The organism is Cobetia sp. L2A1 (assembly GCF_009796845.1).
GTDB lineage: Bacteria > Pseudomonadota > Gammaproteobacteria > Pseudomonadales > Halomonadaceae > Cobetia.
In genome coordinates this window covers 116,104-142,250 of record NZ_CP047025.1, presented here as the reverse complement: position 1 = coordinate 142,250, position 26,147 = coordinate 116,104, and the positions used below count along the sequence as shown (strand labels likewise).

The following is a 26,147-nucleotide window of genomic DNA, read 5'->3' as shown; positions in this document are numbered from 1 at the left end:
CTTTACATTCTTGCCATATGCCCGGCCTCCTACACTGCGCCTTAAGGCGCTTTGCTCACCGCTACCATGGCGGGGCGCACAAGACGACCGTTCAGGGTGTAGCCCTTCTGCATCACATCAATGACGCTATTCGGCTCGGCGTCAGGAGAGGGCACCATCGCGACCGCTTGATGATATTCCGGATTGAATGGTTCGCCATGCGGATCGAGCTGCTCAACACCGGATTTTGTCAGGGCATCCAGCTGCATTTTCAAGGTCATTTCAATGCCCTCGATGTGCGTCTTGGCAGCTTCGTCGCTACTCATGGATTCGAGCGCCTTTTCAAGCGAGTCGACCACCGGCAGCATTTCCTTGATGAACTTCTCCAGCGCGAACTTGCGTGCCTTCTCTGCTTCCTGCTCGGCACGACGACGTGAGTTCTGGGCATCGGCCGCGGCACGCAGCGCCTGATCCTTCGCTTCCTGTACGGCAAGCTCCAGCTCTTCAACCTGGGCCGCCAACATTTCGGCTTCCGGGTTGTCGACCAGGGTGCCTTCACTTTCGGAAATGATGTCGTCGGCATCCAGCATGTTGTCGATCACTTCACCTGCGGGTGTTTCTGGCTGCGGCTCGGCTTCGCGAGCGGCACGCTGAAGCTCTTCATCCATCGGGGTCTGCGGGTCCTGAGCCATGCTGATCTCCTGCGGGCCGACGTCTGTGCGCCATTGCCCTGATTCGCGGCCTGCCTGGATTGCCGCGAGAATACGCTGCGGCGAATCGTACGTGCAGACAGACCATGAGTTGCCTGAAAGAGCAGCAAGGCAAAGCCATTGCTGCCAACCAAAAGCTGTCTGGGCTTCTATATGGGGACAGCGACATGCTTCTCAAGCCTTGACCATCGCTTTTCTCTTTTGTGGGTATCTCGTGGATTGAAGGGCATCGAGGTGTGCTGTATAAAAAGCCATGTACACTGTATAGACATACTGTACGGCGACGCCGCAGCTTGCTCTCAATAATGAGTCCTGCATTGCGCGGCGCGCCCCCAGCGTCCCTTGGAGGTAGTCATGCTGCTACAGCTCGCCATTCACGACTTTGCCATTGTCGAGACACTGGAACTCGACTTCCGGTGCGGCATGACGGCCATTACTGGCGAAACCGGGGCCGGCAAGTCCATTCTGCTCGGTGCTCTTGGGCTGTGCCTGGGCGAGCGCGCCGATGCTGGCAGTGTGCGCCACGATGCTGAACGCGCCGATATCATTGCGCGCTTCGACATCAGCGGACTGACCGAGGCCCGCCAGTGGCTGGATGAGCGCGAGCTCGGCAGCGACGACTGCTTGCTCCGACGCGTCATCACGGCCAGCGGTCGCTCCAAGGCGTGGATCAATGGCACGCCCTGCACCATCAGCGATCTGCGTGAGCTAGGGGAGTGCTTGATCGATATCCACTCACAGCATGCTCACCACTCGCTACTCAAGGAAGAAACGCATCTACGTCAATTGGATGAGTACGCAGGCCTTCAGACTCAGGCAGCTCAGCTACGCGATGAATTCCGGCAGTGGCAAGACGCACATCGTCGGCTCAAGCGCATGAGCAATGACGGCGATGAGATACGTGCGCGCCGACAATTGCTGAGATATCAGGTAGAGGAGCTAGATGAGCTCGCCCTGAACGAGGGCGAGCTTGAAGCGCTTGAGCAGGAGCAGGAAACCCTGGCCAATGCCGAGCAGACGATCGAGGAAGCTCAGGCGGCCGTCGATTGCTGTGATCATGATGACGAGGGCGCACTGGTACGCATCAATCAGGCCGTTGCTCGTCTGGCGCATCTGCCGGGCAACGAGCGTGGCGCACTGGCCAGCGCTCTGGGCATGCTGGATGAAGCGCGCATCCAGATAGAAGAAGCGGCACGCGAACTGCACCGCTTCGTCGAAATCACCGAGCTGGATCCCGAGCGTCTCGCCTTTGTCGATGAACGCCTCGGACGCATTCACCAGATCGCCCGCAAGCATCATGTCATGCCGGACGAACTGCATGGCCTGCATCAACGTCTGAGCGAAGAGCTGGAGGGACTAGGTGGTGACGAGGAAGCCATTGAAGCGCTACGCGAGGAAGTCGCCAGTCGTCGTGATGCATGGAAGTCGCTGGCCGCAGAAGTCGGCGCTCGACGCACTGCCGCTGCACCTTCCCTTGCCAGCGACATTCAAGACCAGCTGGCTTTTCTCGGCATGGCCAAAGCCACCTTCGAAGTCGCCATTGAAGCGCGAGAGCGGCCGCAGCCGGAAGGCATGGAGCGCATCCACTTCCGTATCAGCGCCAACCCGGGGCAGCCGCCCCGCGCACTGGCCAAAGTGGCCTCCGGCGGTGAGCTATCACGTGTATCGCTAGCGATCCAGGTCGTCGCCGCAAGCCGCTCCACGATTCCCAGCCTGGTCTTCGATGAGGTGGATGTCGGCATCTCTGGTGCCACGGCTGAAATTGTCGGCCAGCTACTGCGCCGCCTCGGTGACAAGGGGCAGGTACTGACCGTTACCCACTTGCCGCAGGTCGCAGCACAGGCGCATCAACATCTGCATATTGAGAAGCAGGCCGAGGATAACAACACCCGTACCCACATGGAGCTACTGGACGAGAGCGGAAGAGTGCGCGAGCTGGCACGCATGCTAGGGGGCATTCATCTTTCGGAACAGACACTGGCACATGCACGTGAAATGCTGGGCGCTACCGACAGTCGCCACTAATCCGGCCAACCAGGTACCGCTTGAGCCAAACGGCTCAGTCCATTCGTCGCACGAGCCATCGTTCTTCAGACACACAGACGGCCACCCTTTTGGGGCGGCCGTCTGTGTGTCTATCTGGCATGTCAAACGTGCAGCTCGTCATCCCTGACCGCTATGCGCTAGCTGTCGCTCTTTGTGCCCTTGGGGCGCACATAGAGAACCAAGGCATGCTCGACCAATTCGTAACCGTGCTCCTCGACAATCTCACGCTGACGGCGCTCGATTTCAGGATCACAGAACTCTATGATCTCACCGCTGTCCAGACATACCATGTGGTCATGGTGTTCTTCCTGGGACAACTCGAAGACAGCATGGCCGCCATCGAAGTTGTGACGCATCACCAGTCCAGCGGTTTCGAACTGGGTGAGCACACGATATACCGTCGCCAGGCCAACATCTTCGCCGGCCTCCAGCAACGCTTTATACACGTCCTCGGCACTCAAATGTCGATCCATCGATTTCTCGAGGATCTGCAGGATCTTGACTCGCGGTAAGGTTACCTTGAGCCCCGCCTTACGCAGTTCATGGTTCTGATCGGCCATGCTGGGGTACTCTTCGCAGTCGCTTGATGTATCAGGTATGATCGGCCAAGGCAAAACGATAGGGAATCTTCAGGGCAAATGCAAAACTTGATCAAAACAGTCGCCTTTTGCAGCGCCCTGGCGCTGCTCTCCGGATGCAGCTACTTCGGCGTATACAAACGCGATCTGCCTCAGGGCAATCTGATAAAGCCGGAAATGGTCGAGCAATTGAAGCCGGGCATGAGTCGTGAGCAGGTCATCTACGTGATGGGCTCGCCACTGCTGACCGCTCCCTTCAATGAGTCTAGCTGGGACTATGTCTATCGGCTCAAGAAAGCTGACGGCGATATCATCAATAAGCGTGTGACGCTGACGTTCGATGGCGATGCACTCTCCACCATTACCCCGAGTGGCGAGATAGGCCAGGAAACCGTCATTGTGCCGGACCTGGACATCGACCCGCGCGCTGCACAGCCTAATCGTGCTGACAGCAAGGGAGGTGCAGCAGACCTCCCTGACGAACGCTGATCACTGACCCAGCAGCATTGGTATTGGCAGCACTAACGCATAGCAGGGCGCCCTTGGGCGCCCTGCTATGCGTTATATCGCTCTTTCCTCGCCTACGATGTCGTGCCCGCGGCCTTATCGGCCCGACGCTTACGCGCCAGCTTTGGGTCTGTGATCAGCGGGCGATACACCTCGACTCGGTCACCTGCCGTCACCACATGCTCATCCGGCTTGCGCAATGACTTGCCGAAAATGCCCAGATCCGCGGCGAGAAAGACATCAGCACCGAGCGTCGGAAAATACTGTTCCAGATGCGCCATGCGTACGGCGTCACGCGCCGTGGTACCGGGGGCAACCGCCAGCGATACGATTTTCTGCTTCTCGGGCAGCGCATACGCCACCTCGACCGTGATTCTGTCGCTCATGTCCGCTCCTTGTCTCGCACTTGCCCTACACTTGCCGCACACGCTTCCATACGGCCAACCTTAGCGCGCTCTTAGCGGTATATTTGATCAGCGCGGCGCGTGAAGGCATCAACCATCTGGCCCGCCACCTGACTGAACAACTTGCCGAATGCCATGCCGAGCAGGCGATTGCTGAACTCGAAGTCGAGCGCCAGCGAGACCTTGCAGGCATCATCTCCCAGCGATGTGAATAGCCAGCGCCCCTCAAGACGCTTGAAGGGGCCGTCCACCAGGCTTAGCTCTATGCGTTCCGGGGCGAACAGATCATTACGTGTCACGAAGCTTTGCTCCATGCCCGCTTTGGACAGGGTCAGCTTCCCCTTGAGGTGGGTCTCATCGCGTTCCAGCAATACTGCATTGCTGCAGCCGGACAGGAATTCGGGGTAACGCTCGAAATCATTGACCAGATCGAACATCGCCTGGGCCGAATGCCTTACCAGGGCAGACCGGTTGACCGTAGGCATCTAGCTCTCCGCTGACTTGGATACGCAGCATGCGTATCATGAACAATGGGCCGGCGCATGATGTGCCGTCTGGCCTTGAATGGTAACACGCCTCCCCCCATCCAATAGGATGCGCCGCAACCCCGTCGGGCAGCGGCAGGAGCAAACGACTGACGAGGCAACATGGGCAAGAAAAAGAAACCCGAACAGGGCGGCAACATGATCGCCCAGAACAAGAAGGCACGCCACGAGTACCATATCGAGGAAGTCTTCGAGGCGGGTCTGGTACTGGCGGGCTGGGAAGTCAAGGCGCTACGGGCCGGCAAGGGTCAGCTGACAGACACCTACATCGTGATCAAGAATGCTGAAGCCTGGCTGCTGGGCTGCCATATCCATCCGCTGGAGACCGTCAACACTCACGCAGTGGCCGACCCACAACGTACCCGCAAGCTGCTGCTGCACAAGAAACAGATTGCGCGCATCTTCTCGCGCACCCAGGACAAGGGACACACCTGTGTGCCAGTCAAGCTGTACTGGAAGAATGCGATAGTGAAGTGTGAAATCGCCTTGGTGGAAGGCAAGAAGATGCATGACAAGCGTGCCACCGAGAAAGATCGTGACTGGAATCGTCAGAAAGCCCGTATCCTGCGTGATCGATAATGGCGGCAAGAGGCTGTCGTCGTCGGCAAGCGCTTGTCAGGTCAGAAATTTTTCCTGAACGCTTGAACTGGCGTAGCACAGTCTCCACCTGTTATAGTGAACATGTTGTTGCAAGACAGTTATGGGGGCGTTCTGGCATTCGACGCTGGTGGCAAACCCTGAGGTGCATGCCGAGATCGTAACGTATCTCGTAAATAAAACGTTGCAAATTATATAGTCGCAAACGACGAAAACTACGCTCTAGCTGCATAAGCTGCTCATGATACCGTTGCGCCTGTTCAAGGTGGATTGAGAACGAGCCCGTATAAACAGGATCGTCCTGGTAGACGTCTCTAAAATCAGGGTTAAAACTCAGAGAATCGCATTGCTGTAGCCTGTCCATTGGCGATAGTCGTGTTAAACCAAATAATGAGACTACGCATGTAGAGCCGAAGGCGGAGTGCCGGCGGACACGGGTTCGACTCCCGTCGCCTCCACCATATCCGTTACAGAAAGGCCTCCCTTCGGGGAGGCCTTTCTGTTTTCAGACGAAAATTTCCTGCCAGCTCAAGCGCATTGAAAAGCAGCATGCATCACGTTGCGCTGCCACTCAGACGCTCATGGGTACGACGTACGCCAATCAATATCGGCGTACCGGTGTCGGGGTCTGGTATCAGACGACATTCGACGCCATACAGCTGGCGCACCAATGCTGGCGTCACCACCTCGGTCGGTGGCCCTTCGGCAATCACGCGACCCGCATGCATCGCGACCAGGTGATCGGCATATCGACAGGCACTGGCCAGGTCATGCACTACCATCACGATGGTCTTTTCCTCGACGTGAGCCAGCCGCTGTATCAACTCTAACACTTCGATCTGATGCCCAAGGTCCAGTGCCGACGTCGGCTCATCCAGCAAGAGCAGCGGCGTCTGCTGGGCCAGTGCCATGGCGATCCAGGCACGCTGGCGCTGCCCGCCTGACATCGAAGACAACTCACGTTCTGAGAGATTCTCGATATCAGCGGCCACCATGGCGGCCATCACGACGTCCTGATCCTGTTGCGACCACTGACTCAGCGTCCCTTGATGAGGCTGACGCCCGAAGCGCACCAGTTCATGCACGGTGACGCCCTCGGGGGAATGCGTCTCCTGAGGCAGCAGAGCGATCCGCCTCGCCACATCCCGGCGCTTGAGTCGCTGGATATCCTGGCCCTCCAACAACACGGCACCTGACTCCGGCAACTGCAGGCGAGCCAGCCCTGCCAACAATGTCGACTTGCCACAGCCATTGGGGCCAACGATAGCTGTGACCTTGCCGTCTGGCAGCGTCAGTGTCAGTCCATCGATGACCCTCACCCGCTGCTTGCGTGCGCCATACCCCAACGTCAATGCATCGGCTTGCAAGGATGACGCACGCGGTAGTGCAGGCACGCTGGCTTGCTGCCTGGGGGGGTAATGCCGAGTATTGGCGCTCATGGCGCGCTCTCCTGAAACGTCATTGGCCGCTGTGTCATGCTCGATCACGGCAACATGGCGACAGATCACTCCTGCCGTCATGGATGAGGGAATCTTGCGTGTCGATCAGCGAGGACTGCGCAGCAATATCCATAACAAGTAAGGGCTGCCGACCACCGCCATCACGATACCTACCGGTATCTCCAACGGTGATAGAAGCGTGCGCCCGGCCAGATCCGCCAACACCATGACGAGTGCGCCCGCCAATGCCGACGCCAGCAGTGGCACTCCCTTGTGGCGTGACAGGTAGCGGGCAATTTCAGGCCCCACCAGCGCTACCATGCCCACCGGCCCCGCCACTGCCACTGCCGCCGCCGTCAGTACGACAGACAGCCACAGAATCATCAGGCGCAGACGTGCGACAGGCAGCCCCAGCCCCGTTGCCACTCGGTCCGTGAAGCGAAGCGTGTTCAACCCTCGCCCCAGCCATAGCGCCAGCGGAAGCCCCACCAGCATGGCAATTCCCAGCCATATGACCGAAAAGGCATCACGAGCATTGAGGCTACCTACCGTCCACGGATAAGCATTGTTGGCCACATCAATGGAGACACGCGCCAGCATCAATTGGGTGCCAGCACCGAACAGGGCTCCGACACCAATGCCTGCAACAAGAAAACGATACCCTCGCGTACCGATGCCACCGGACAATCCGAAGGCGAGTGCCATCGCGACGACGGCACCGCTGAGCGCCATCGCAGGAGGTGCAAGGGTTGCCCCCAACCCCACCACCGAGGCAACGGCAAATGCCGTGGCACCATTATCGATCCCGATGATGCCCGGCGTTGCCAAGCGATTGCCGGCCAATGTCTGCATCAGGCATCCCGCAAGCGCGAAGGCGGCCCCCGTACCCATGCCTGCCAGCAGTCGGGGCAATCGCAGCTCCTGAACGACAAAGACCTGCATGAACTCCCCCACGCCGAAGATAGCCTTGAGCGCCGCCAGCGGATCAAGTCCTGCGCTGCCCAGTGTCAGCGACGCCACGCTGGCAATCAGCAGCGCTGCCAACAAACCGCAGGCCGCGAGAAGTGGGGCGCGATATATCAACAGCGAAACAGGCCCCCAGCGCCACCACAGAGTGCCGGCAGGAGCGCTCGTGGTGGCGCCGAAGGAAGTGGCCGCAGGTACCGACCAGCACATCGGAGATCTATCCATCATTTGTCTCAGGCATCGACGATTCCAGACATCTACAGCACAAGGAATCCGTCACATGAAGGGTCAGCAGCCAGCAGGCATCGCCATAGCGGATATCATTTCATAGCGTGGGCAAGCGCCGCGCGCGCACCACCGCAATCAACACCGGCGCGCCGAGCAGCGTGGTCAGCACGCCCAGCGGCAGTTCAGATGGCGGTACCACCAATCGCGAGATCACATCGGCCGTCAGCAGCATGGTCACGCCAAGCGGCATGCACAGCCATAACGTGCGCCGGATATCCGCACCACACAGGGCGCGCGCCACGTAGGGCACGGCCAGGCCGACGAATGCCACAGGGCCGGCCAGTGCCGTAGCGGCCCCGACGAGCAGCGCCACTACCAGTATCGTGACCTGCCGCACTCGCTCCGGCCGATGCCCAAGACCACTCGCCACCTGCTCACCCAGCACCAGCGCAGCCAGCGGGCGCGACACCCATAGCGTCAGCACGACCGCCAGCAGCAGGCTCGGCAGGCAGTGGTAGAGCGCACTCAACGAGCGGCCCGCCAAGCTGCCCACCACCCAAAAACGAATCTCGTCAGCGGCACGCTGATCGATCAGCAACACCAGCGAGGTCAAGGCGACCAGCAAGCTGGAAAGCGCTGCACCTGCCAGCACGAGACGCACCGGGTCCTGTCCAGCTCCACGTGCACGCACCGTGCTCATGACGACCAGACACCCCAGCAACGCGCCACTCTGAGCAACGATCACATGCATGCCTGCCGCTTGAACGCCCAGCAGCAACGCGATGGCGACCGCGAAGGATGCACCGGCACTGACACCCAGCAATCCCGGCTCAGCCAGCGGATTGCGAGCCACGACCTGCATCAACGCACCACCACAGGCCAACATCATGCCCACGACAATACCGATCAACGAACGCGGTGCGCGCAGCTCAGAGACGACAAAGCGTGCCTCCTCGCCACCCTGCCCCACCAGGACCTTCAGTGCCTGAACCGGACCCACCGGCCCAGCCCCCCACAGCAGGCTCGCGATGCAGGCCAGCAATGCGATCGCACAGGCCAGTGGCATCACCTGCCACAACGCAAAGCGCCCAGCGACGTTGCGAGTCGCTGGGGCCGCCGGCGTTGCTGAGCGACAAGGCATGGCTGTGCCAGAGCAGATTGCCGAGGTATGCGAGCGTGAAACCCTCTCGTCAGCCTGCATGCCTCCTCCTGCACACGTCATGCATCAAAAGGGAGTGCTGGGGGGAGACTGCAGCGTGCCACACGGAGTCTCGGCATGATGATGGCTCATCATTCACGCTCTTCTTCCTCACGTGCTCTGTCGATATCCTTCAGCAGCGCTTCAGCGGCCAGCGGACCGCTGGCGCTCGTCCATAACTGTCCATCCACGCCCACCAGCCCGTCGTGACTGGCAAGCTTCAGTCGCCGGAAAGTCGGCTGCGACGCCAGTGCCTCGATCGCCTCATCGGAGGTATGGTCCAACGTTGCGAGGAAGATGGTCTGAGCGTCGATGCGCGACAGGTTCTCGTCGCTCAATGGGTCAGAGTGCGGGCGCCCCGCCTTGACCAGATCACTGCCCACCAGCTGGTAACCACTGGCTGTCAGCAAGCCGGTGGCAAACAGCTGATCGGACATCACCAGCAATCCGCCCGGCATGCGACGCACCAGACTGGCCGTCTCTGGCACCGCCATCCGTGATTTGAGGCGTGCTGCGTGAGACTCGATCGCGGTCAGACGCTTCTCGAGTTCAGACGCGGCATCATCCCCCAATGCCTCAGCGTAGGTGCGGCTCTGCATCTTCCATGCGTCGGCCTTCAGCCCTCCAGCGACAGGCACGATGGTCGGCGCCAGTCGTGAGAACAGCTGATACTGAGTCAGATCCAGCCCGGGAGGCGCCAGAATCATGTCCGGCTTGAGTGCCACGACGGCTTCAATGTTGAACTCGCGCGGTGTACCAACAATGGCGATATTCGGCACCTGCGGCGCGATATAGGCCGCGACACCCTCTCCTCCGCGCGTCGTGATCGCCCCCAGCGGGCTGACCTGACTCGCTACCGCGACATCCAGTGCTCCCTCGTAGAGCGTCACGACACGCTCAGGCGAGCCCTCGATCTCCAGTTCGCCGTAGGCCGTCTCGACAGTGCGCGCTTCAGCAGACAACGAAGCGCCCAGCAGCAGTACGGCCAATGACGACAGCACGCTACCTCGACGACTTCCCATGAATTTGTCCATCAACTTCTCCATGAATCAGGCACTAAATTAGGGTTCGGCCGTCAGACATGAACAGCCAAGGGAAAATGAGCGAGAGCAGTCAGTCATGAGCGGCCACGTGGTTACCCCGCGTTGGAACAGGCAGACGAGGAAAATTCCCCAAGGGGTCCACTCGGCGCTGGCGGTAGTGGTATCACGGCAAATCAATTTCGCGAATAATAATCAGTCGCAATACTACCTGCTCTCTCTTCCCGCCACCACACCGAATTCTGTAGCGCTACAGCGCGTATTTACGGCCAAGAGAAAACGTCAAGCTTTCTCACAAACACGGCAAAGGGCTTGAACGATGCTCACGCCTACCGCACGCTATGGCACACAAATGTCTCTCGATAATGGTATTCAGGGTTGGGTTAGCACCAATCGCCCCGATAACTGTTGCATGGTGCGCGCGCAGGATGCTCGCGACGCCGCCTCACATCTGCCTGACAGATCCTCGCGTTACTGTTCAGACGTCAGCGTGATTCAGGTGCCCGCGTGCACCTGAAGCCCCTTGCGGAGCCTGCTCGACACATCACTTACCCACTCACCCAACAGGAGAAGCCATCTGTGGCGATTCCGACTCCCCTGCACTCTCCCCCCGTCCACGCTCCGTCTCAGGCTCGTGCGGCATTTTCCCCGCCTTGGCTTATGTACGGGCTGATGACGGTGCTCATGGTATTGAGTCTCGCGTTCAGCAGCCTCTCCCATGCGGCCGAATCCACCAGCACTGAAGCAGAGGCTTCCAGCTCTTCCTACGAGAGCCTGGCAACACTCCTGGAAGATCCAAGTCAGCGCGAAGCGCTGATTGAAGGTCTGCGTCAGCTGGATAGTCAGACGAGCGAGAAGGCAGTCGAGGTGGCTGGCTCGGAAGTCACCCTGAGTGAAGACTCTCCGTCACTGTCGCGTCAGCTGGCGACCATCAGCCAGGATCTGGTCGCTGATCTCTCCGCCACGCTGGATCGTGTACTCGATACGCTGAATGGCCTGGGCAGTGAAGATGCCGAATCGGTCGACTGGTCTTACTTCGGCGAAGAAGCCATCAGTCTTGGTCTGGTCGTCGTCTCGACCATCGCCCTGTTCCTGATACTGCGCCGGCTGGCACATCCGCTGTTCTCGAAAGTCAGTCAATGGTCGCTGGATGGTCAGCATCGTAGCCCGTTGCTGCGCACCATGATTGCCGTGGTGATTGCAGCAGTGGTCGATGTTGCCGTGATCGGTCTTGCCTTCCTGGGGGGCTATCTACTGGCGATCTTCGCCTATGGCGAACAGGGAGTGATTGGTCAGCGTGAGTCGATGTTCCTCAACGCCTATCTGGTCATCGAGCTGTTCAAGGCGCTGATGCGCATGCTGTTCTCGTCGGGCTATCAGGGACTGCGCCTCTTCCCGATGCGGGCCGAAGTCGCTCGTTACTGGAATCGCTCACTGGCCATGCTGGCCGGATTCATTGGCTACGGCATTCTTGTCGTGGTGCCGATGGTCAACAACAATCTTGCCACCGCCGTCGGCAGCTTCGTGAATCTGCTGATCATGGCAGTGACACTGATCTGGGCCATCGTGGTGATCTCGCGCAATCGCATCATCTTGCGCGACCGCCTGCTGAACCAGGCCCGGGAAACCCGCAATGGCCTCGTCGCCATCGGCTTGCGCATTCTGGCTCGCACCTGGCATCTGTTTGCACTGGCCTATTTCGTCACGCTGTTCGTGATTTCCCAGACGACCCCTGAGACCGCACTGCCCTTCATGATGGGGGCGACACTCAAGACACTGGTCGCGATCGGCGGGGGCATTCTGCTGTCCCAGGTACTCAGCCAGCTGATCGGTAAGCGCATTCAGGTGTCTGACAAGATGCGTGGCCAGCTGCCGCTGCTCGAGAAGCGCCTCAACTCCTACATCCCGACAGGGCTGCGTCTGATTCGCGCCCTCATCGTGATCGTGGTGGTCGGCATGGTGTTGAACACCTGGGGCATCGTGGCACTTGGCAGCTGGCTGGCGACTGACGCTGGCGCCCTGCTGCTGTCGCGCATCTTCCATGTGCTGTTCATTCTCGGCTTCGCCATCGTGCTGTGGGTCGGTGTCGCCAGCATGATCGAACACAAGCTCAACCCGGACACCGGCAAAGGCAAGCCGTCCTCACGCGTCGAAACCCTGCTGGCGTTGTTCCGCAATGCCATCGCCATCGCGATGATCATCTTCACAGCCATGATCGTGTTGTCCGAGATTGGTATCGATATCGCGCCATTGCTGGCCGGTGCCGGGGTATTGGGTCTGGCGATCGGTTTCGGTGCCCAGAAGATGGTGCAGGACATCATTACCGGGGTATTCATCCAGCTGGAGAATGCCATCAATACCGGTGACGTCGTCTCTGCCGGTGGTGTCACCGGTACCGCAGAACGCCTGACGATCCGCTCGGTCGGCATCCGTGATCTGTCCGGCACCTTCCATATCGTGCCGTTCTCCTCAGTGGATACCGTGTCCAACTACATGCGTGACTTCGCCTACCATGTCGGCGAATACGGCATCTCTTATCGCGAGAATGTCGATCATGCCATCGTGCATCTGCGTGCTGCCTTCGATGAGCTGCAGGCAGGGAAATATGGTCCCGAGATCCTCGAACCCGTTACGGTTGCCGGCGTTTCCTCGCTGGCTGACAGCTCCGTCAACATCCGCGTGATGATCAAGACCAGCCCGGGCAATCAGTGGGCGATCGGACGCGAGTACAACAAACTCGTGAAGCAGCACTTCGATGCCGCAGGCATCGAGATTCCGTTCCCGCACATGACGATGTACTTCGGTCAGGACAAGGACGGGGGTGCGCCGCCAGCCAACGTACGCACCATGAATTCTCCGTTCGTGATCGACGGGTCGGCAGCAGGTCAGCCGAAGACTCCCGAGCAGCGCGAAGCACTGCAGGCTCTCAAGAAGAGCGCTCAGGAGGAGGAGCCGCTGACTCGCCATACTGCAAGAGATGGCGATACGCTGGATGCCGACGAGCAGCGCATTCGTCAAACCACCCAACCGGATGTCGACGGCGACTCATAACTCGCCTGACACTTCCACTCACGCTGCAGGTGATCATGCATCGCCTGCAGCGCAGCAACAAAAACGCCCCCGAGCCATTGGCTCGGGGGCGTTTTTGTCATGAGGCCTAAAAAACATCACGGCATCACACGCACTGCAGCAAGCGCTGGCTCAGGAGCCAGTCCCCCACAGGCCGGACAGAGAGCTGAGCAGAGAAGAGCTGACGCCTTCACCACCCATGTAGCTCAGCATCACCGGTGCGAACTGGGAGACCATGCTGCTGTCCATGCCCAGCAGAGAGAAGGTGCTGTTCAGTGAGGAGGTGTCATCAACACCACTGACGGCACTGGCCAGAGAAGAAGCATTGCTGCTGCCGCTCAGGCTTGCCAGGTTGGACAGTGTGGAGAGCGAGCTGCTGCTGGTCAGGCTGGACAGTTGCGGGACTTCACTGGAGAGCTCAGAAGTGGCACTGGTGCCAAGCTGAGACTGCGCCAGAGACAGCATGGCAGCAGAACCGCCCAATGCTTGAGTCGGGGTCACACCCAGCTGAGACGTCAGGCTGGACATCAGGTCCGTTGCCGGCACGGTATCGCCAGTCTGGCTGCTCAGCATGCTGCTGGCCATGCTCATCATGGAGCTGCTGGAAGAAGAGGAAGTGCTGGCAGTGCTTGAGGAGTTGCTGTTACCAGTAGCGGCACAACCGGCAATAGACACAGCCAAAACAGAGGCGCCCATCAGGGCCAGGGACTTTTGCAACATGCAGACTCCATTATCTTTCAGGGGGGAAGAATCGAGGAATGCCACACCGGAGGGCGCGCCATTCAACTCAAGGAATCATCGCACGGACGAAATGCCCCAAGCCAGCGTCGCCAGATGGCTACTTTCGCGTCATCTTCACAAACGGGACACTTGGCGGTACAGCGCGCGTGGCAGATCACCAGCGGCCAAGACATCGAATGAATTGCCGTCTTGCACCGCCAGAGAGGCGATACACGGGCAAAAAGAAGGGTATCCCGTCACCTGAGAAGGTGAACATGGATACCCGGAGAGCAAGCGATAATCACCGGCCAGTGACCTGGCCGGTGCAATTTGTCACAACTAATTATAAATAAAGGAAAGAAAGTGCAATCTCTGGCCATGCAGCCAGAGGGCTCACATCAAGCATTGTCCTTGCTCGGTTGAGGCAATGCCGGCAGTGAGCGATCCAACAGCTCGACGCTCTGACGGTAGTAAAGCTGACTCTTGTTGTGCTCGCCAAGATTGGCGAACAAACGTGCAAGCTCAGCGCAGACAGTGCCGCTCGGACGCTGGCGCTGGCTAGCCTCGAAGTATTCCTGCGCCTTGCCCCAGCTGGCATTACGCAGTGCCAGACGGCCCAGCGACAGCAGCAGATCAGGATCATTCGGCCGCTCTTGCAGCCACTTCTCGGCATATACCAGCTGACGCGGTGCATCAACATCCAACAGGCCGTAACGCAATACCAGACGTGAATCCCAGCACTCCTTGAGAGAATGACGCAACAGGCGCTCTGCCAGACCTTCCTGGCCGCCAGCAATCAATGCCTCCGTATACAGCGCCACCAGATTCACATCGCTGCGCAGGTGGTCCGGCATGTCGGCCCACAGATTGCGCACACGCTCGATGTCTTCCGGATTGCGTGCTGCCTGCTGAATCAGTGCGACATAGGCACGTTGCTCCAGCTCCTTCTTCTCTTCCGGAGAGATCAAATCCTGCTTGTCCAGGCGCGGCAACAGACGGCGCAAGCCATCCCAGTCGTTGACGGCCAGATAAGCCTGCTTGAGCAGTTTCAAGACCTGCGGGTGCTCACTCAACTGCTTGTCGAGGCGTGTCAACGTCGCCAGCGCCTGTTCATGCTGCTGACGATCCAGCATCAATTGCGCCTGCACCAAGCCAACCGCGCTCTCAGAGCCCTGAGTCGATGCATGAGCACGTTTGAGTAGCGTATCCGCCTGATCGAAACGCCCTTGATAATGTGCAGCCAATGCAGCAGAGAGATAGTTGACCAGCGGTGTGCTGGAGTCTTCCGCGGAGTGCGTCAGAGAGCGTTCAGCACGCTTCCAGCGTCCTTCCGCCAGCGCGACCAGACCACGTTCGGTCTTGCGCGTGGCATTACGGTGACGGGTACGGCTGTTCCACACCTTGATGCGTGAGAACGGATGCGCAAAGCGCCCCAGCAGACGCAGACCGAAATGCAGTACCACGAAGGCAGCAAACAGCAGGATCAACCCGAACCAGAAGGACGTTTGCACGGAGGTATCGCCGACCCGAATCAACCAGTAACCCGGGAAGGCCTGCATCAGCTGACCGAACAAGGCACCAATGGCCAGCCCAATGATGATCAGTAGTATCAGGACTCTCATGCCTCACCACCTCCTGACTGTGCGCGACGCTCGATCAGCTCACGCAGCGTACTGAGAGAGGCGGAGATGTCGGGCAGCTCCGGACGGATGGTCTTGCCCTTGAGCTCTTCGAGCTTGGTGACAGCATTCTTAACACCATCAACCTTGGTGTCGTAGTAGCCGTTGACCAGTGTGACAGCCTTCTCGATCGCTGCCTGATAGAGCTTCGGTTCTTCCTTGAGCAGTGCCAACTGGGCCTGCTCAAGCACCAAGCGCACGTTCTGGCGCAGATAGGATTCCTGCTCTGGCGTGATCAGAGCTTCCAGTGCTTCGTCGTGACGACGCACGGTGACAAGGTCCTTCAGCTCATTGCCGAAACGGGCCAGCTGTTTCTGCCAGCCACCGCTGGGGACAGACTCATTCTCGACCTTGGCAGCAATCTCGGCGACGTCCTGCTTGAGCGGCAGGCGAGCCAGCTGCTCCTGCTGCGCCAGTAACGCCAGGTAGATACCACTGCGATCGACGCGCGGCACGCTATCGAGGCTGGCAAGCTCGGACTGAATCGCCTTGCGTACCGGCAGCAGGGCCGGATTGTTGGCGGCGGCAATGCGCGCATCCGCATTCTCGAGCAGTGCATCGGCACCGTTCACGTCACGCTCCAGCTGCAGACGTTGATTCGCCAAGCGCAGCAGATACTCGGCTTCTGCGTAATGCCAGTCGCGTGCATCGGTCTGCTGGGACTTGCTCAACTCTTCCAGCACCTTGTTGAGTGCTTCTTCCGTGCCCTTGCTCTCACTGGACAGGCGCTTGTCGAGGTCGCTGACGCGAGACTCACTCTTCTCAAGTGTGCTCGACAAACCGTCGACCTTGCTGGACACCTGGCCGACCTGTTGGGTCACGCTCTCGCTGACCTGCTTGTCGATGCCCTGGGCACTCGGGATTGCATTGAGACGCTGCCAGCCAAACCAGGACAGCACCGCGACCACAATGGCCAACAGGATGACGAGAATCAGCGCGATGATACCGGTCGCACTCTTCTTCCCTTCCTTGGCGGCCGGAGGCATGGTGCCACCTGAACCTGTGCCACCTGAACCTGTGCCACCGCCCTTACCGGTATTTCCACTGCCGGATCCGCCGCCATTGTTACCGCCACTACTGACGGTACTGCTCTTGCTGGAAGTCACTGGGCTACTGTCCTTGCTGGACGGTTTGGGCTTGCTATCCGAACCCTTGGTAGCCGCCTTGCTACTGGACGCCTCCGCGGCCGTCGTGCTCCGCTCAGAGAAGGGTGATTTTTCGCCGGAAGGCGTCGAGGCGTTATCATCTGAAGTCTGGCTCACGGGAGTGGACTCACTGGCAGTGGAGGATGAGGATGAAGAGGAACTGCTGCCCTGTCCTTTCCCGCGTCCGCGACGGTTGCGCCCACCTCGCGAGCGACGCTCGCGCGGGGCATCAGCAGCCATAGAGGATGACGAGGAAGATGAGGACGAACGGGGAGCCTCGGCGCCAGGGCGGCCAGAGGCAGTGTCAGTGGCGTGATCGCCGGGAGAGGAAGTGGCATCTGATGCGCGAGCGGCAGCATCCTTGTCGCCAGGCCTGCCGGACGTGATGCCGGTAGGCCCACTATCTTCCTGATGGTGTTCTCGATTACTCATCTACGCTTGCCCTTTTCCGGATTCTTGGAAATCGATGGCCTCACGCGGGCCTGGCGCACTGGCGCCGGCCCCTCTCGCATGGCGAGTCATGTAACCGGGGTGCAGGCACGCAAGACAGCCTGCGTCAAAGCCCCGGGCGAGGCGTCCTCGGCGACGGTCACGCGCTCGAACCCATGAGCGCATGCCAATGTCGCCAAACGGTGGCTCGACACTATCAGTGGTTGGTGCAAGCTGCTTGCCGTGACAGACGTCAGGACCGTCTCGAGCAGTTCATTGCTAGTCACCACCATTGCATCATACGCGCCCGCCGCCAGACGGCCAGCCTGTTGAGGCGACAATGCCAACGCAACCCGTCGATACAGCGCAATTCGCGTCAACTGGGCACCGCGTGCTTCCAGCGTATCACCGAGTAGCGGGCGACCGCCTTCTCCAGCTGCCAATAGCCAGCGTTGTCCTTCAAGATGCTGCAAGGATGGCAATGATAGCAATGCTTCACTGGTCGTACCTACAGGCGCATCGGCTGCGGCGTGCACACCTCGCGTCGCGCGGGGCGGCACACGCACCCTGACACCGAGACGAGCATGCAGCACTTCAGCAGTGGCGGCCCCGACCGCATAGAAATTGATCCCTTGCGGCAGCTGAGGCCACCAGTCCTCAAGCCATTCCGCCAGGCAACTGGCGGCCTGCGGTGAAATGACCACCACGCCCTGAAACAGATCCGCATCAATGATGGCCTGACGGGTCGCTTGTGTCGCGGGCAGCGACTCGAGAGCCATCAGTTCAAGGCATTCCACCGTGCAACCGGCATCGACCAGCATGGCATCGAGCACAGCGCCACGTGAACCGGGCCGCGTCGTCAGGACTTCAGGGCGCAGTGCCGAGGCCTCGTCCACCGAAGCAGCATCGGCCTGAACAGCACCTCTAACCACGGGCTTCGCCATACACAGCCGCCAGAATCTCACCGGCTCCCTGCGCAAGCAGGTCTTTCGCAACAGCAACGCCCAATGCCTCAGGCGCATCTGCCGGCCCACGCGCTTCAGCCCGCAGGATAACAGTACCGTCGGGATTGCCGACCAAGGCACGCAACCACAACTGGCTTCCACCCTCTTCCAGCACGGCATAACCGCCGATCGGCACCTGACACCCTCCTTCAAGATGGGTATTCATGGCGCGTTCAGCCAGTACGCAACGACTGGAATCCTGGTGTGCCAGCGGTGCCAGCAACTCAAGAATCTCGGCATCCTGCAGATTGCACTCGATGCCCAGGGCGCCCTGCCCGCAGGCCGGCAGACAGATCTCAGCGGACATTTCATCCGTAATACGCGCATCCAGCTCAAGGCGCTGCAGACCGGAGGTGGCGAGAATGATGGCATCGAATTCACCGGCATCCAGCTTGCCGAGTCGCGTCTGCACGTTGCCGCGCAGGCTGAGGACTTCTAGATCCGGGCGTGCCGCCTTGGCCTGCAAGCCACGACGCAGACTCGAGGTTCCCAGACGTGCACCCTGCGGTAGCGCATCGAAATCGCCATGATCATTGGAGACGAAGGCATCGGTCGGCGAATGACGCTCAAGGATGACGGCCAGTCCCAGTGATTCAGGGAAGTGCATCGGCACATCTTTCATGGAATGCACGGCGATGTCGGCACGCCCGTCCAGCATGGCCTCTTCCAACTCTTTCACGAACAAGCCCTTGCCGCCAATCTTGGCCAGCGGCGTGTCAAGAATCTTGTCACCACGAGTAGACATGGGGACCAGTTCGACCGTCAGGCCCGGGTGAAGCGTTTCAAGGCGCGCCTTGACGTGTTCTGCTTGCCAAAGGGCCAGCAGACTCTTGCGGGTAGCGATACGCAGAATCTCACGACGAGCCACGGCATTCTCCTTGCATCAGCGCGTCTGTTGCGCGCCATTCAATTGAGACGTGACGGAAAGCCTCTCACCGCCACTTGATGTTCCTCATCATAAAGCGACTGATGCCCAAGGGGAAAATACCGACGTGATGCACTGACTTCATTGTGGACATTCAGCACCGTCATGAGGCCGTATCTTCCCGCGACACCCCCTCGCCCACGCGCTGGAGTCTGGTACACTCCAAGGTCAACGATACCGGCTGCGCGACCGTGCACCGGACGCCGAACTCTGGACATGTCACCACAATTCGAGATCCCGATGAGCGAATCTACCAATCAGTCCTGGGGCGGCCGCTTCAGCGAGCCAACCGATGCCTTCGTGGCCCGCTTTACCGCCTCCGTCGATTTTGATCAGCGCATGGCGCAGCACGACATTCGCGGCTCCATTGCTCATGCCACCATGTTGGCGGGCGTTGGCGTGCTGAGCGAAGAGGAATGCGACACCATCATCGCGGGACTGAAGGAAATCAGCGAAGAGATCGCGCGCGGTGAGTTCGAGTGGTCCGTGGCGCTGGAAGATGTGCACATGAACATCGAGGCACGTCTGACCGCCAAGATCGGCATCACCGGCAAGAAGCTGCACACCGGACGCTCGCGCAATGATCAGGTCGCCACCGACATCCGCCTGTATCTGCGCGATGAAATCGATGCCATCGACGCCGAACTGACGCGCCTGCGCGAAGGCATGCTGGGTCTGGCAGAGCAGGAAGCCGACACCATCATGCCGGGCTTCACCCACCTGCAGAGCGCTCAACCGGTCACCTTCGGCCACCACCTGCTGGCGTGGCAGGAAATGGTCGCGCGCGACCAGGACCGCCTCAAGGACTGCCGCGCACGCATGAACGTGCTGCCGCTGGGCGCCGCGGCGCTGGCAGGCACCACATTCCCGATTGATCGTCACGTGACCAGCGCACTGCTTGGTTTTGATCGTCCAACCGAGAATAGCCTCGACTCCGTCAGCGATCGTGACTTCGCCATCGAATTCACCAGCTTTGCCAGTCTGCTGATGATGCACCTGTCACGCATGAGCGAAGAGCTGGTGCTGTGGACCAGCGCCCAGTTCGATTTCATCGACCTGCCGGACCGCTTCTGTACTGGCTCCTCCATCATGCCGCAGAAGAAGAACCCGGACGTACCTGAGCTGGTTCGCGGCAAGACAGGTCGTGTCTACGGCCATCTGATGAGCCTGCTGACCCTGATGAAGTCCCAGCCACTGGCCTATAACAAGGACAATCAGGAAGACAAGGAGCCGCTGTTCGACACCGTCGATACCGTCCGTGGCTGCCTGCGCGCCTTCGCTGACATGATCCCGGCCATTCGCCCCAAATCTGCCAACATGTACGCCTCTGCCAGCAAGGGCTTCGCCACGGCGACAGATCTGGCGGATTATCTGGTGCGCAAGGGCGTCGCCTTCCGTGATGCCCACGAAATCGTCGGCAAGTCCGTGGCTTTCGGTATCGAGCAGGGCCGTGACCTGTCAGAGATGACACTCGAAGAGCTGCGCAAGTTCTCCGACACCATTGATGCTGACGTCTTCGACGTGCTGACGCTTGAAGGCTCCGTCTCCGCGCGCAACCACATCGGTGGCACCGCACCGAATCAGGTCCGTGCCGCAGCGCAGCGCGCCCGCGAGTCACTGGCCGCACACGCTTGATGCCCCAATTCCGGATCTGATAGGCGCTCACGAGCCCCTGTCAGATCCGAATCGACCTATTGCTGCCAGGAGGCCGCCCGATGCGTCATCTGATGAGCCAATCCGCCCGTCACACCCTACGCACCTTCGCAGCCTTGCTGCTGGGTGCAGGCCTGCTGGCCGGCTGTGGTCAGAAGGGTCCTTTATATCTACCAACAGATGCTGACGCTGGCGGTCAACGTGCCGAAGCGCCCGCCAGCGGCTCTTCCGACAGCACTGAGGGCGAGACACGCCAGTCTACTGCTGCGACCGAGGCTTCTGGCAACGGCGCCTGAGCCCCCTTATTCATCTCCGGCGGGTGATGCCCGCCGGCGCGACATCTTGCAGGCCGGATCATGGATCACTTCGTTTATCAGGATGGCGTGCTGCACGCCGAGGGCGTCCCGCTCGACACACTCGCCGAGCGCTTTGGCACTCCGTGCTACGTCTACAGTCGCGCCACGCTGACTCGCCACTTCAAGGCCTATCAAGAAGCACTGGGCGACCACCCGCACCTCATCTGCTACGCAGTGAAAGCCAACTCCAATCTGGCCGTGCTCAATGTACTGGCACGACTGGGTGCCGGCTTCGATATCGTTTCCAGAGGTGAGCTTGAGCGCGTCATCAAGGCCGGAGGCGATCCTGCCAAGGTCGTGTTCTCGGGCGTCGCCAAGCAGGCCGAGGAAATGGAGCGCGCGCTGGAGCTGGGTATCAAGTGCTTCAACGTCGAATCGCTGCCGGAGCTTGAGCGCCTCAATGCTGTCGCTGGTCGTCTTGGCCGTATCGCGCCGGTATCACTGCGCATCAACCCAGACGTCGATGCCGGTACTCACCCGTACATCTCCACTGGCCTCAAGGCCAACAAGTTCGGCATTCCGGTCGAGCAGGCGCTGGAAGTCTACGAGATCGCCACCGCCATGGAGCATGTTCAGGTCGTCGGTGCTGACTGTCATATCGGCTCTCAGCTGACAGAGCTGGCGCCGTTCCTCGACTCGCTTGAGCGCCTGTTGGTGCTGCTGGATCGTCTACGTGAGCGCGGCATCGTCATCGAACATCTGGATCTCGGGGGTGGCCTTGGTGTGCCCTATCAGAACGAGACCCCGCCAGAACCGTTTGCCTATGCCAGTGCCCTGCTGGAGCGCCTGGCGCGCTATGAGCATGGCAACGAGATGACACTGCTGTTCGAGCCGGGCCGCTCCATTGCCGCCAATGCCGGTGTGCTGTTGACGCGAGTGGAGTTTATCAAGCCAGGTGAAGAGAAGAACTTCGCCATCATCGATGCCGGTATGAATGATCTGATTCGTCCGTCGCTCTATCAGGCCTGGCAGAACATTGTCTCTGTCGATACCCGTAAGCCGCGCGAGTCCGCCAGCTATGATGTGGTCGGGCCGGTCTGCGAGACGGGCGACTTCCTCGGCAAGGACCGCGAGCTGGCCATCGCCCCGGGCGACCTGCTTGCCGTACGTTCTTCCGGTGCCTACGGCTTCGTGATGGCCTCGAGCTACAACAGCCGCTGCCGCCCCGCCGAGGTGATGGTCGATGGCACCGAGATGCATCTGGTGCGTCGTCGCGAACGCCTCGAAGAGCTCTGGACCGGCGAGCAGCTGCTGCCGGAAGGTGACGACTGATGCTGGTGCACTTCACCAAGATGCACGGGTTGGGCAATGACTTCATGGTCATTGACCTGATCTCGCAGCGCGGGCGCTTGCGCGATGCGGATATTCGCCGCCTGGCGCACCGCAACTTCGGCATTGGCTTCGATCAACTGTTGGTCGTCGAGCCGCCGCGTGATCCAGACATGGACTTCCGCTACCGCATCTACAATGCCGATGGCAGTGAAGTGGAAAACTGTGGCAATGGGGCGCGCTGCTTTGCGCGCTTCGTGCTCGATCAACGCCTGACAACTAAGCGCGAGATTCGTGTCGAGACAGCCGGTGGCCCGCTGACACTGGTCGTGGCCGATGATGGCCGCGTACGTGTCGATATGGGCGCACCACGATTTGCCCCCGAGGCGCTGCCTTTTGCGGCTGAATCCGATCTTCCAGTGCATACACTGGAAGTGGCTGGCGAGATACTCGAAATCGGTGTGGTCTCGATGGGCAATCCACATGCCGTCCTGATCGTGGACAGCGTCGAGAAAGCCCCTGTGTTATCGCTCGGCCCACTGATCGAGGCGCACCCGCGCTTCGCGAAGCGCGTCAATGCCGGCTTCATGGAGGTCGTCGCTCCACACGAGATACGTCTGCGTGTATTCGAGCGTGGCGTGGGGGAGACGCTGGCCTGCGGCACAGGTGCCTGTGCTGCCGTCGCCAACGGTATTCGTCGTGGCATGCTCGCCAGCCCAGTCAATGTGACACTGCCGGGTGGCACGCTGAGCATTGAATGGGCCGGCGAAGGTCATTCGGTCTTCATGACGGGCCCTGCCGAGACAGTCTTCGAAGGCCGCATCATCGTGTAAATCGCTGCCTGTTGATCTTCACTGCCGGACACGTGCCCGGCCGTCGTCCATACCGCCCGTCACCTGCAAGGAGAGCCGCATGGCCGAGTCACCCGTTTCACGTCGCCCGCGTACACTGGACCCGGAACGAGTGGCCGAATGGCTAGCCACGCATCCTGACTTCTTTGAAGGTCGTGAAGGGTTGTTGCAACAGATGCGACTGCCGCACCCGGAGGCACGTGGTGGCAGTGTCTCGTTGCTGGAGCGGCTAGTGCATGACCTGCGCGCGCGTACGCGACAGGCCGAAGAACGCCTTGGCGAATTGCTCGACACGGCTCGTGATAACGAAAGCCGCTACCAGCGCCTACGCCAGCTTGCCCTTGACCTGATGGATACCGAGTCCGATGACGCTCTGGCCGAAACGCTGGCCACCCGCCTCAGTGAACTCTTCGATATTACGGCCGTTTGCCTATGGCAACGTGATGCAGGCAGCGAGGTGCAGCCGCCGCGTCAGCCTCTCGACAACGCCCGCGCCGAACAATTCGAGCGTCTACTCAATGGCCGTGCCAGTCGTTGTCTCGCCATGCCACGCACCCGCTGGGAAGCACTGCTGCCAGACCACAGCTGGCCGCTGGGCGCAGACTGCGAGGATCTCGTCGACGTTACCCAGGCAGATGCCACGCGCGGCTCGGCAGTCATCGTGCGTCTGACGCGAGGGGAATGCCTGGGTTATCTGGTGGTCGCCAGCGCTGAAGCGGAGCAATTCCGCGTGGGGCTCGACACGCTATTTCCTGAATATCTTGGCGATGTGCTGGCCCGTTGCCTGGGTCGCGATAGCCTGTCGGGTCACCCGCGAAGCTCCAATGCACGTGATGATCAGGCCATACAATGAGCACGACTGACGGCGCTGACACACCTGAACATATCGCCGCCGAACAGGCGCTAGGCTCTATCTGTCAGCAGTTCCTCAGCTGGCTGGCAAGCGACAGCAGCCCTGCCACCGTCAGCGCCTATGCGCGCGATCTACAGGCACTGAGCGGCTTCATGCTGCGCCCTGGCCACACAGACGAAGCCTCTCTACCAACAGACTGGCGCGGCCTTGATGTCGCGACACTCCGCCGCTTTCTCGGCGCTGAGCGTACACGCGGCCTCGCACCGCGCACGCTGGCCCGTCGTCGCGCAGCGATCAGTCGCTTCTGCAGTTGGCTGGTCGATCAGGATATTCTGCCGCACAATCCCGCCAGCCTGGTTCAGACACCGCGCCTCCCTGATCACCTACCACGACCAGTCGACATCGATAGCCTGGCGCGTTTTCTCGACTGCCCGCATGACGGCACCCCGTTGGCACTGCGCGATCAAGCGATGCTGGAACTCTTGTACGGTGCAGGACTGCGCCTCTCTGAACTGGTCAGTCTCGACTTGAACATGCTGGAAACACGTCGTCTACGCGTACGCGGAAAAGGCGACAAGCCACGCCAGCTACCGATTGGCTCGCGGGCACGTCAGGCGCTGGATGCCTGGTTGCTGGTACGTGCTCAACTGGCCTCGCCAGATGAGCCAGCGCTGTTCGTCGGCCAGCAAGGGCGTCGTCTCGGGCAACGTGGCGTGCAGCTGCGATTGGTGACACAAGCCAAGGAGCGCGGTCTACCCGAGCACCTGCATCCACACCGTCTGCGACACTCCTTTGCCAGCCACCTGCTGGAATCCAGCGGCGACCTACGTGCGGTACAAGAGCTACTGGGCCATGCCCACCTCTCCACCACCCAGATCTATACCCGTCTCGACTGGCAGCAGTTGGCCAGCGCTTATGATCAAGCGCATCCTCGTGCACGCCGGCAACGACATGCCGAGACAGTGTCTGAGACTCGGCCTACCACGCCCGCGACTTCCCCTTCCCGAGAGGACAAACCCCAGTGACCCTCGCTACCCCAATACGCCTGACCGCGCTGACTTTCGATCTCGACGATACCCTGTGGGCGAATCGCCCAGTGATGGAGCGAGCGGAAGAGGAGCACTATGCCTGGCTGGATGGCGAGATCGGCCACGCGGCGAGCTTTCCGCTCGAAGAGTACACGCGACGACGTATGGCGCTAGGCCTTGAATACCCATTACGGCGCGGAGATTTTACCTGGCTGCGGCACGAAGCCATGCGGATCATGTTGCGCGATTTTGGGCACGATGATGACAAGGCGGCACACTGGTCGCAGGCGGCGATCGAACGCTTTCTAATGCTGCGCCATGAACTGACGCCTTTCCCGGAAGCCAACAGTATCCTTGAAGAACTGGCAGGTCACTTCCGGCTGGGGGCCATCACCAATGGCAATGTGGACCTCGCTCGATTGGCGCTGGATCACCATTTCGAATTCAGTATCGCTGCTGGCGAGTGGCTAGCCCCGAAACCCGATGCTCGCCCCTTCCTTGCAGCAATGGCGCGCCTTGGCAGCACTCCCTCCACGACTTTGCATGTGGGCGACTCGTGGAAGGAAGACGCTCTACCCGCGGTACGCCTTGGCATGCAGACCGCCTGGATCGATGTCAACGGTATCGGTGCACCACACCCGCTACCCGCGGGCGTACACGTCCTTTCGCATGTACGTGAGCTACCAGCACTGCTGACACGCCTGACCGGCCACACGTTCTCAAGCTGAGCATCATACAAGGACAACCATTCGACCTGACGTCTACTGGCGCATCTCCCCTGAAATGGTGCAATCTTCACCTTGTGTTACGCAACCTGACAGCACTGAAAACTGATACACAATTTAATTGTTGTACAACAATAGAGCTGGAGCCATATTGTATGTACAAGTTTTCAGCCTGATGCGCTCAGCGACGTGTGGGAAGCTTGA

Annotated in this window: 24 protein-coding genes, 1 other RNA gene and 1 pseudogene; 13 read left to right on the top strand and 13 right to left on the bottom strand. The window is 60.1% G+C overall.

All coding sequences use genetic code 11. The features are described 5' to 3' along the window. Window positions 1-41: 41 nt before the first annotated feature. Window positions 42-671, bottom strand: a complete 630-nt coding sequence (grpE, locus tag GQR90_RS00670) for a nucleotide exchange factor GrpE (protein ID WP_158772465.1) — start codon at window positions 669-671, stop codon at window positions 42-44. Between the two features lie 372 nt (window positions 672-1,043). On the opposite strand from grpE, the gene recN reads away from it, so the two are divergent. Next, window positions 1,044-2,714 carry a DNA repair protein RecN gene (recN, locus tag GQR90_RS00665; protein ID WP_158772464.1) on the top strand — a complete coding sequence of 557 codons (1,671 nt, stop codon included), beginning with the start codon at window positions 1,044-1,046 and terminating at the stop codon, window positions 2,712-2,714. A 158-nt stretch (window positions 2,715-2,872) separates the two neighbouring features. Here the strand turns inward: recN and fur are convergent, their stop codons facing one another. Continuing rightward, complete coding sequence (fur, locus tag GQR90_RS00660) at window positions 2,873-3,295, bottom strand: ferric iron uptake transcriptional regulator (protein ID WP_035159798.1); 423 nt, start codon at window positions 3,293-3,295, stop codon at window positions 2,873-2,875. A 78-nt stretch (window positions 3,296-3,373) separates the two neighbouring features. Here fur and GQR90_RS00655 point away from each other — a divergent pair, with 78 nt between their 5' ends. Then, complete coding sequence (locus GQR90_RS00655; protein WP_158772463.1) at window positions 3,374-3,802, top strand: outer membrane protein assembly factor BamE; 429 nt, start codon at window positions 3,374-3,376, stop codon at window positions 3,800-3,802. Between the two features lie 92 nt (window positions 3,803-3,894). Here GQR90_RS00655 and GQR90_RS00650 read toward each other — a convergent pair whose 3' ends face one another. Together GQR90_RS00650 and GQR90_RS00645 are read right to left on the bottom strand one after the other, a co-directional pair. Then, the gene (locus GQR90_RS00650) at window positions 3,895-4,206 is read right to left on the bottom strand and encodes an RnfH family protein (protein WP_158772462.1); all 312 of its coding nucleotides are present in this window, start codon (window positions 4,204-4,206) and stop codon (window positions 3,895-3,897) included. A gap of 71 nt (window positions 4,207-4,277) precedes the next feature. Beyond that, window positions 4,278-4,709, bottom strand: coding sequence for a type II toxin-antitoxin system RatA family toxin (locus tag GQR90_RS00645; protein WP_158772461.1), 432 nt, complete (start codon window positions 4,707-4,709; stop codon window positions 4,278-4,280). 162 nt (window positions 4,710-4,871) lie between these two features. Between GQR90_RS00645 and smpB the strand changes: the two genes are divergently transcribed. Together smpB and ssrA are read left to right on the top strand one after the other, a co-directional pair. After that, entirely contained in the window at window positions 4,872-5,348 is a 477-nt protein-coding gene (gene smpB / locus GQR90_RS00640) for an SsrA-binding protein SmpB (protein ID WP_024951457.1), read from the top strand. A gap of 123 nt (window positions 5,349-5,471) precedes the next feature. Continuing rightward, window positions 5,472-5,827: a transfer-messenger RNA gene (ssrA, locus tag GQR90_RS00635) on the top strand. 93 nt (window positions 5,828-5,920) lie between these two features. On the opposite strand, the gene GQR90_RS00630 is transcribed toward ssrA, so the two are convergent. The 4 genes from GQR90_RS00630 to GQR90_RS00615 form a co-directional block, all read right to left on the bottom strand. Then, complete coding sequence (locus GQR90_RS00630; protein WP_158772460.1) at window positions 5,921-6,805, bottom strand: ABC transporter ATP-binding protein; 885 nt, start codon at window positions 6,803-6,805, stop codon at window positions 5,921-5,923. Between the two features lie 105 nt (window positions 6,806-6,910). Beyond that, the gene (locus GQR90_RS00625) at window positions 6,911-7,996 is read right to left on the bottom strand and encodes a FecCD family ABC transporter permease (protein WP_442778543.1); all 1,086 of its coding nucleotides are present in this window, start codon (window positions 7,994-7,996) and stop codon (window positions 6,911-6,913) included. A gap of 100 nt (window positions 7,997-8,096) precedes the next feature. After that, entirely contained in the window at window positions 8,097-9,065 is a 969-nt protein-coding gene (locus GQR90_RS00620; protein ID WP_158775205.1) for a FecCD family ABC transporter permease, read from the bottom strand. 224 nt (window positions 9,066-9,289) lie between these two features. Further along, the gene (locus tag GQR90_RS00615) at window positions 9,290-10,231 is read right to left on the bottom strand and encodes an ABC transporter substrate-binding protein (protein ID WP_233266368.1); all 942 of its coding nucleotides are present in this window, start codon (window positions 10,229-10,231) and stop codon (window positions 9,290-9,292) included. Window positions 10,232-10,921: 690 nt separating this feature from the next. Between GQR90_RS00615 and GQR90_RS00610 the strand changes: the two genes are divergently transcribed. Then, window positions 10,922-13,288: a mechanosensitive ion channel domain-containing protein gene (locus GQR90_RS00610; RefSeq protein ID WP_158772459.1), complete on the top strand. Its 2,367-nt coding sequence runs from the start codon at window positions 10,922-10,924 to the stop codon at window positions 13,286-13,288. Window positions 13,289-13,438: 150 nt separating this feature from the next. Here GQR90_RS00610 and GQR90_RS00605 read toward each other — a convergent pair whose 3' ends face one another. From GQR90_RS00605 to GQR90_RS00595, 3 genes are all read right to left on the bottom strand, one after another. Continuing rightward, window positions 13,439-14,026 (bottom strand): DUF2780 domain-containing protein, encoded by a 588-nt coding sequence (locus tag GQR90_RS00605; protein ID WP_158772458.1) that lies wholly within the window; start codon window positions 14,024-14,026, stop codon window positions 13,439-13,441. A 398-nt stretch (window positions 14,027-14,424) separates the two neighbouring features. Next, window positions 14,425-15,648, bottom strand: a complete 1,224-nt coding sequence (locus tag GQR90_RS00600) for a heme biosynthesis HemY N-terminal domain-containing protein (RefSeq protein ID WP_158772457.1) — start codon at window positions 15,646-15,648, stop codon at window positions 14,425-14,427. Next, window positions 15,645-16,691 (bottom strand): uroporphyrinogen-III C-methyltransferase, encoded by a 1,047-nt coding sequence (locus GQR90_RS00595; protein ID WP_158772456.1) that lies wholly within the window; start codon window positions 16,689-16,691, stop codon window positions 15,645-15,647. The genes GQR90_RS00600 and GQR90_RS00595 overlap by 4 nt, the downstream gene beginning before the upstream one ends. A 1-nt stretch (window position 16,692) precedes the next feature. On the opposite strand from GQR90_RS00595, the gene GQR90_RS00590 reads away from it, so the two are divergent. Then, window positions 16,693-17,166 (top strand): hypothetical protein, encoded by a 474-nt coding sequence (locus GQR90_RS00590; RefSeq protein WP_158772455.1) that lies wholly within the window; start codon window positions 16,693-16,695, stop codon window positions 17,164-17,166. Between the two features lie 202 nt (window positions 17,167-17,368). Here GQR90_RS00590 and GQR90_RS00585 read toward each other — a convergent pair whose 3' ends face one another. Both GQR90_RS00585 and hemC read right to left on the bottom strand, forming a co-directional pair. Beyond that, complete coding sequence (locus GQR90_RS00585; protein WP_233266367.1) at window positions 17,369-18,223, bottom strand: uroporphyrinogen-III synthase; 855 nt, start codon at window positions 18,221-18,223, stop codon at window positions 17,369-17,371. Then, window positions 18,204-19,151 carry a hydroxymethylbilane synthase gene (hemC, locus tag GQR90_RS00580; protein ID WP_233266366.1) on the bottom strand — a complete coding sequence of 316 codons (948 nt, stop codon included), beginning with the start codon at window positions 19,149-19,151 and terminating at the stop codon, window positions 18,204-18,206. The genes GQR90_RS00585 and hemC overlap by 20 nt, the downstream gene beginning before the upstream one ends. A 297-nt stretch (window positions 19,152-19,448) precedes the next feature. Between hemC and argH the strand changes: the two genes are divergently transcribed. The 7 genes and pseudogenes from argH to GQR90_RS00545 all read left to right on the top strand — a co-directional run bounded on the left by argH (window position 19,449) and on the right by GQR90_RS00545 (window position 25,946). Beyond that, entirely contained in the window at window positions 19,449-20,843 is a 1,395-nt protein-coding gene (argH, locus tag GQR90_RS00575) for an argininosuccinate lyase (protein WP_158772454.1), read from the top strand. A gap of 92 nt (window positions 20,844-20,935) precedes the next feature. Then, a pseudogene (lptM, locus tag GQR90_RS17775) lies at window positions 20,936-21,070 on the top strand (LPS translocon maturation chaperone LptM); the annotation flags it as partial. A 147-nt stretch (window positions 21,071-21,217) separates the two neighbouring features. Continuing rightward, window positions 21,218-22,489, top strand: a complete 1,272-nt coding sequence (lysA, locus tag GQR90_RS00565; protein ID WP_158772453.1) for a diaminopimelate decarboxylase — start codon at window positions 21,218-21,220, stop codon at window positions 22,487-22,489. After that, a complete protein-coding gene (gene dapF, locus GQR90_RS00560; RefSeq protein ID WP_158772452.1) occupies window positions 22,489-23,319 on the top strand; it encodes a diaminopimelate epimerase in 831 nt (276 codons plus the stop codon). Before lysA ends, dapF begins: the two co-directional genes overlap by 1 nt. Window positions 23,320-23,398: 79 nt before the next feature. Next, entirely contained in the window at window positions 23,399-24,190 is a 792-nt protein-coding gene (locus tag GQR90_RS00555) for a DUF484 family protein (RefSeq protein ID WP_158772451.1), read from the top strand. Next, window positions 24,187-25,215, top strand: coding sequence for a tyrosine recombinase XerC (locus GQR90_RS00550; RefSeq protein ID WP_158772450.1), 1,029 nt, complete (start codon window positions 24,187-24,189; stop codon window positions 25,213-25,215). Before GQR90_RS00555 ends, GQR90_RS00550 begins: the two co-directional genes overlap by 4 nt. Next, window positions 25,212-25,946 (top strand): HAD family hydrolase, encoded by a 735-nt coding sequence (locus tag GQR90_RS00545; RefSeq protein ID WP_233266364.1) that lies wholly within the window; start codon window positions 25,212-25,214, stop codon window positions 25,944-25,946. The genes GQR90_RS00550 and GQR90_RS00545 overlap by 4 nt, the downstream gene beginning before the upstream one ends. Window positions 25,947-26,147: the final 201 nt, after the last annotated feature.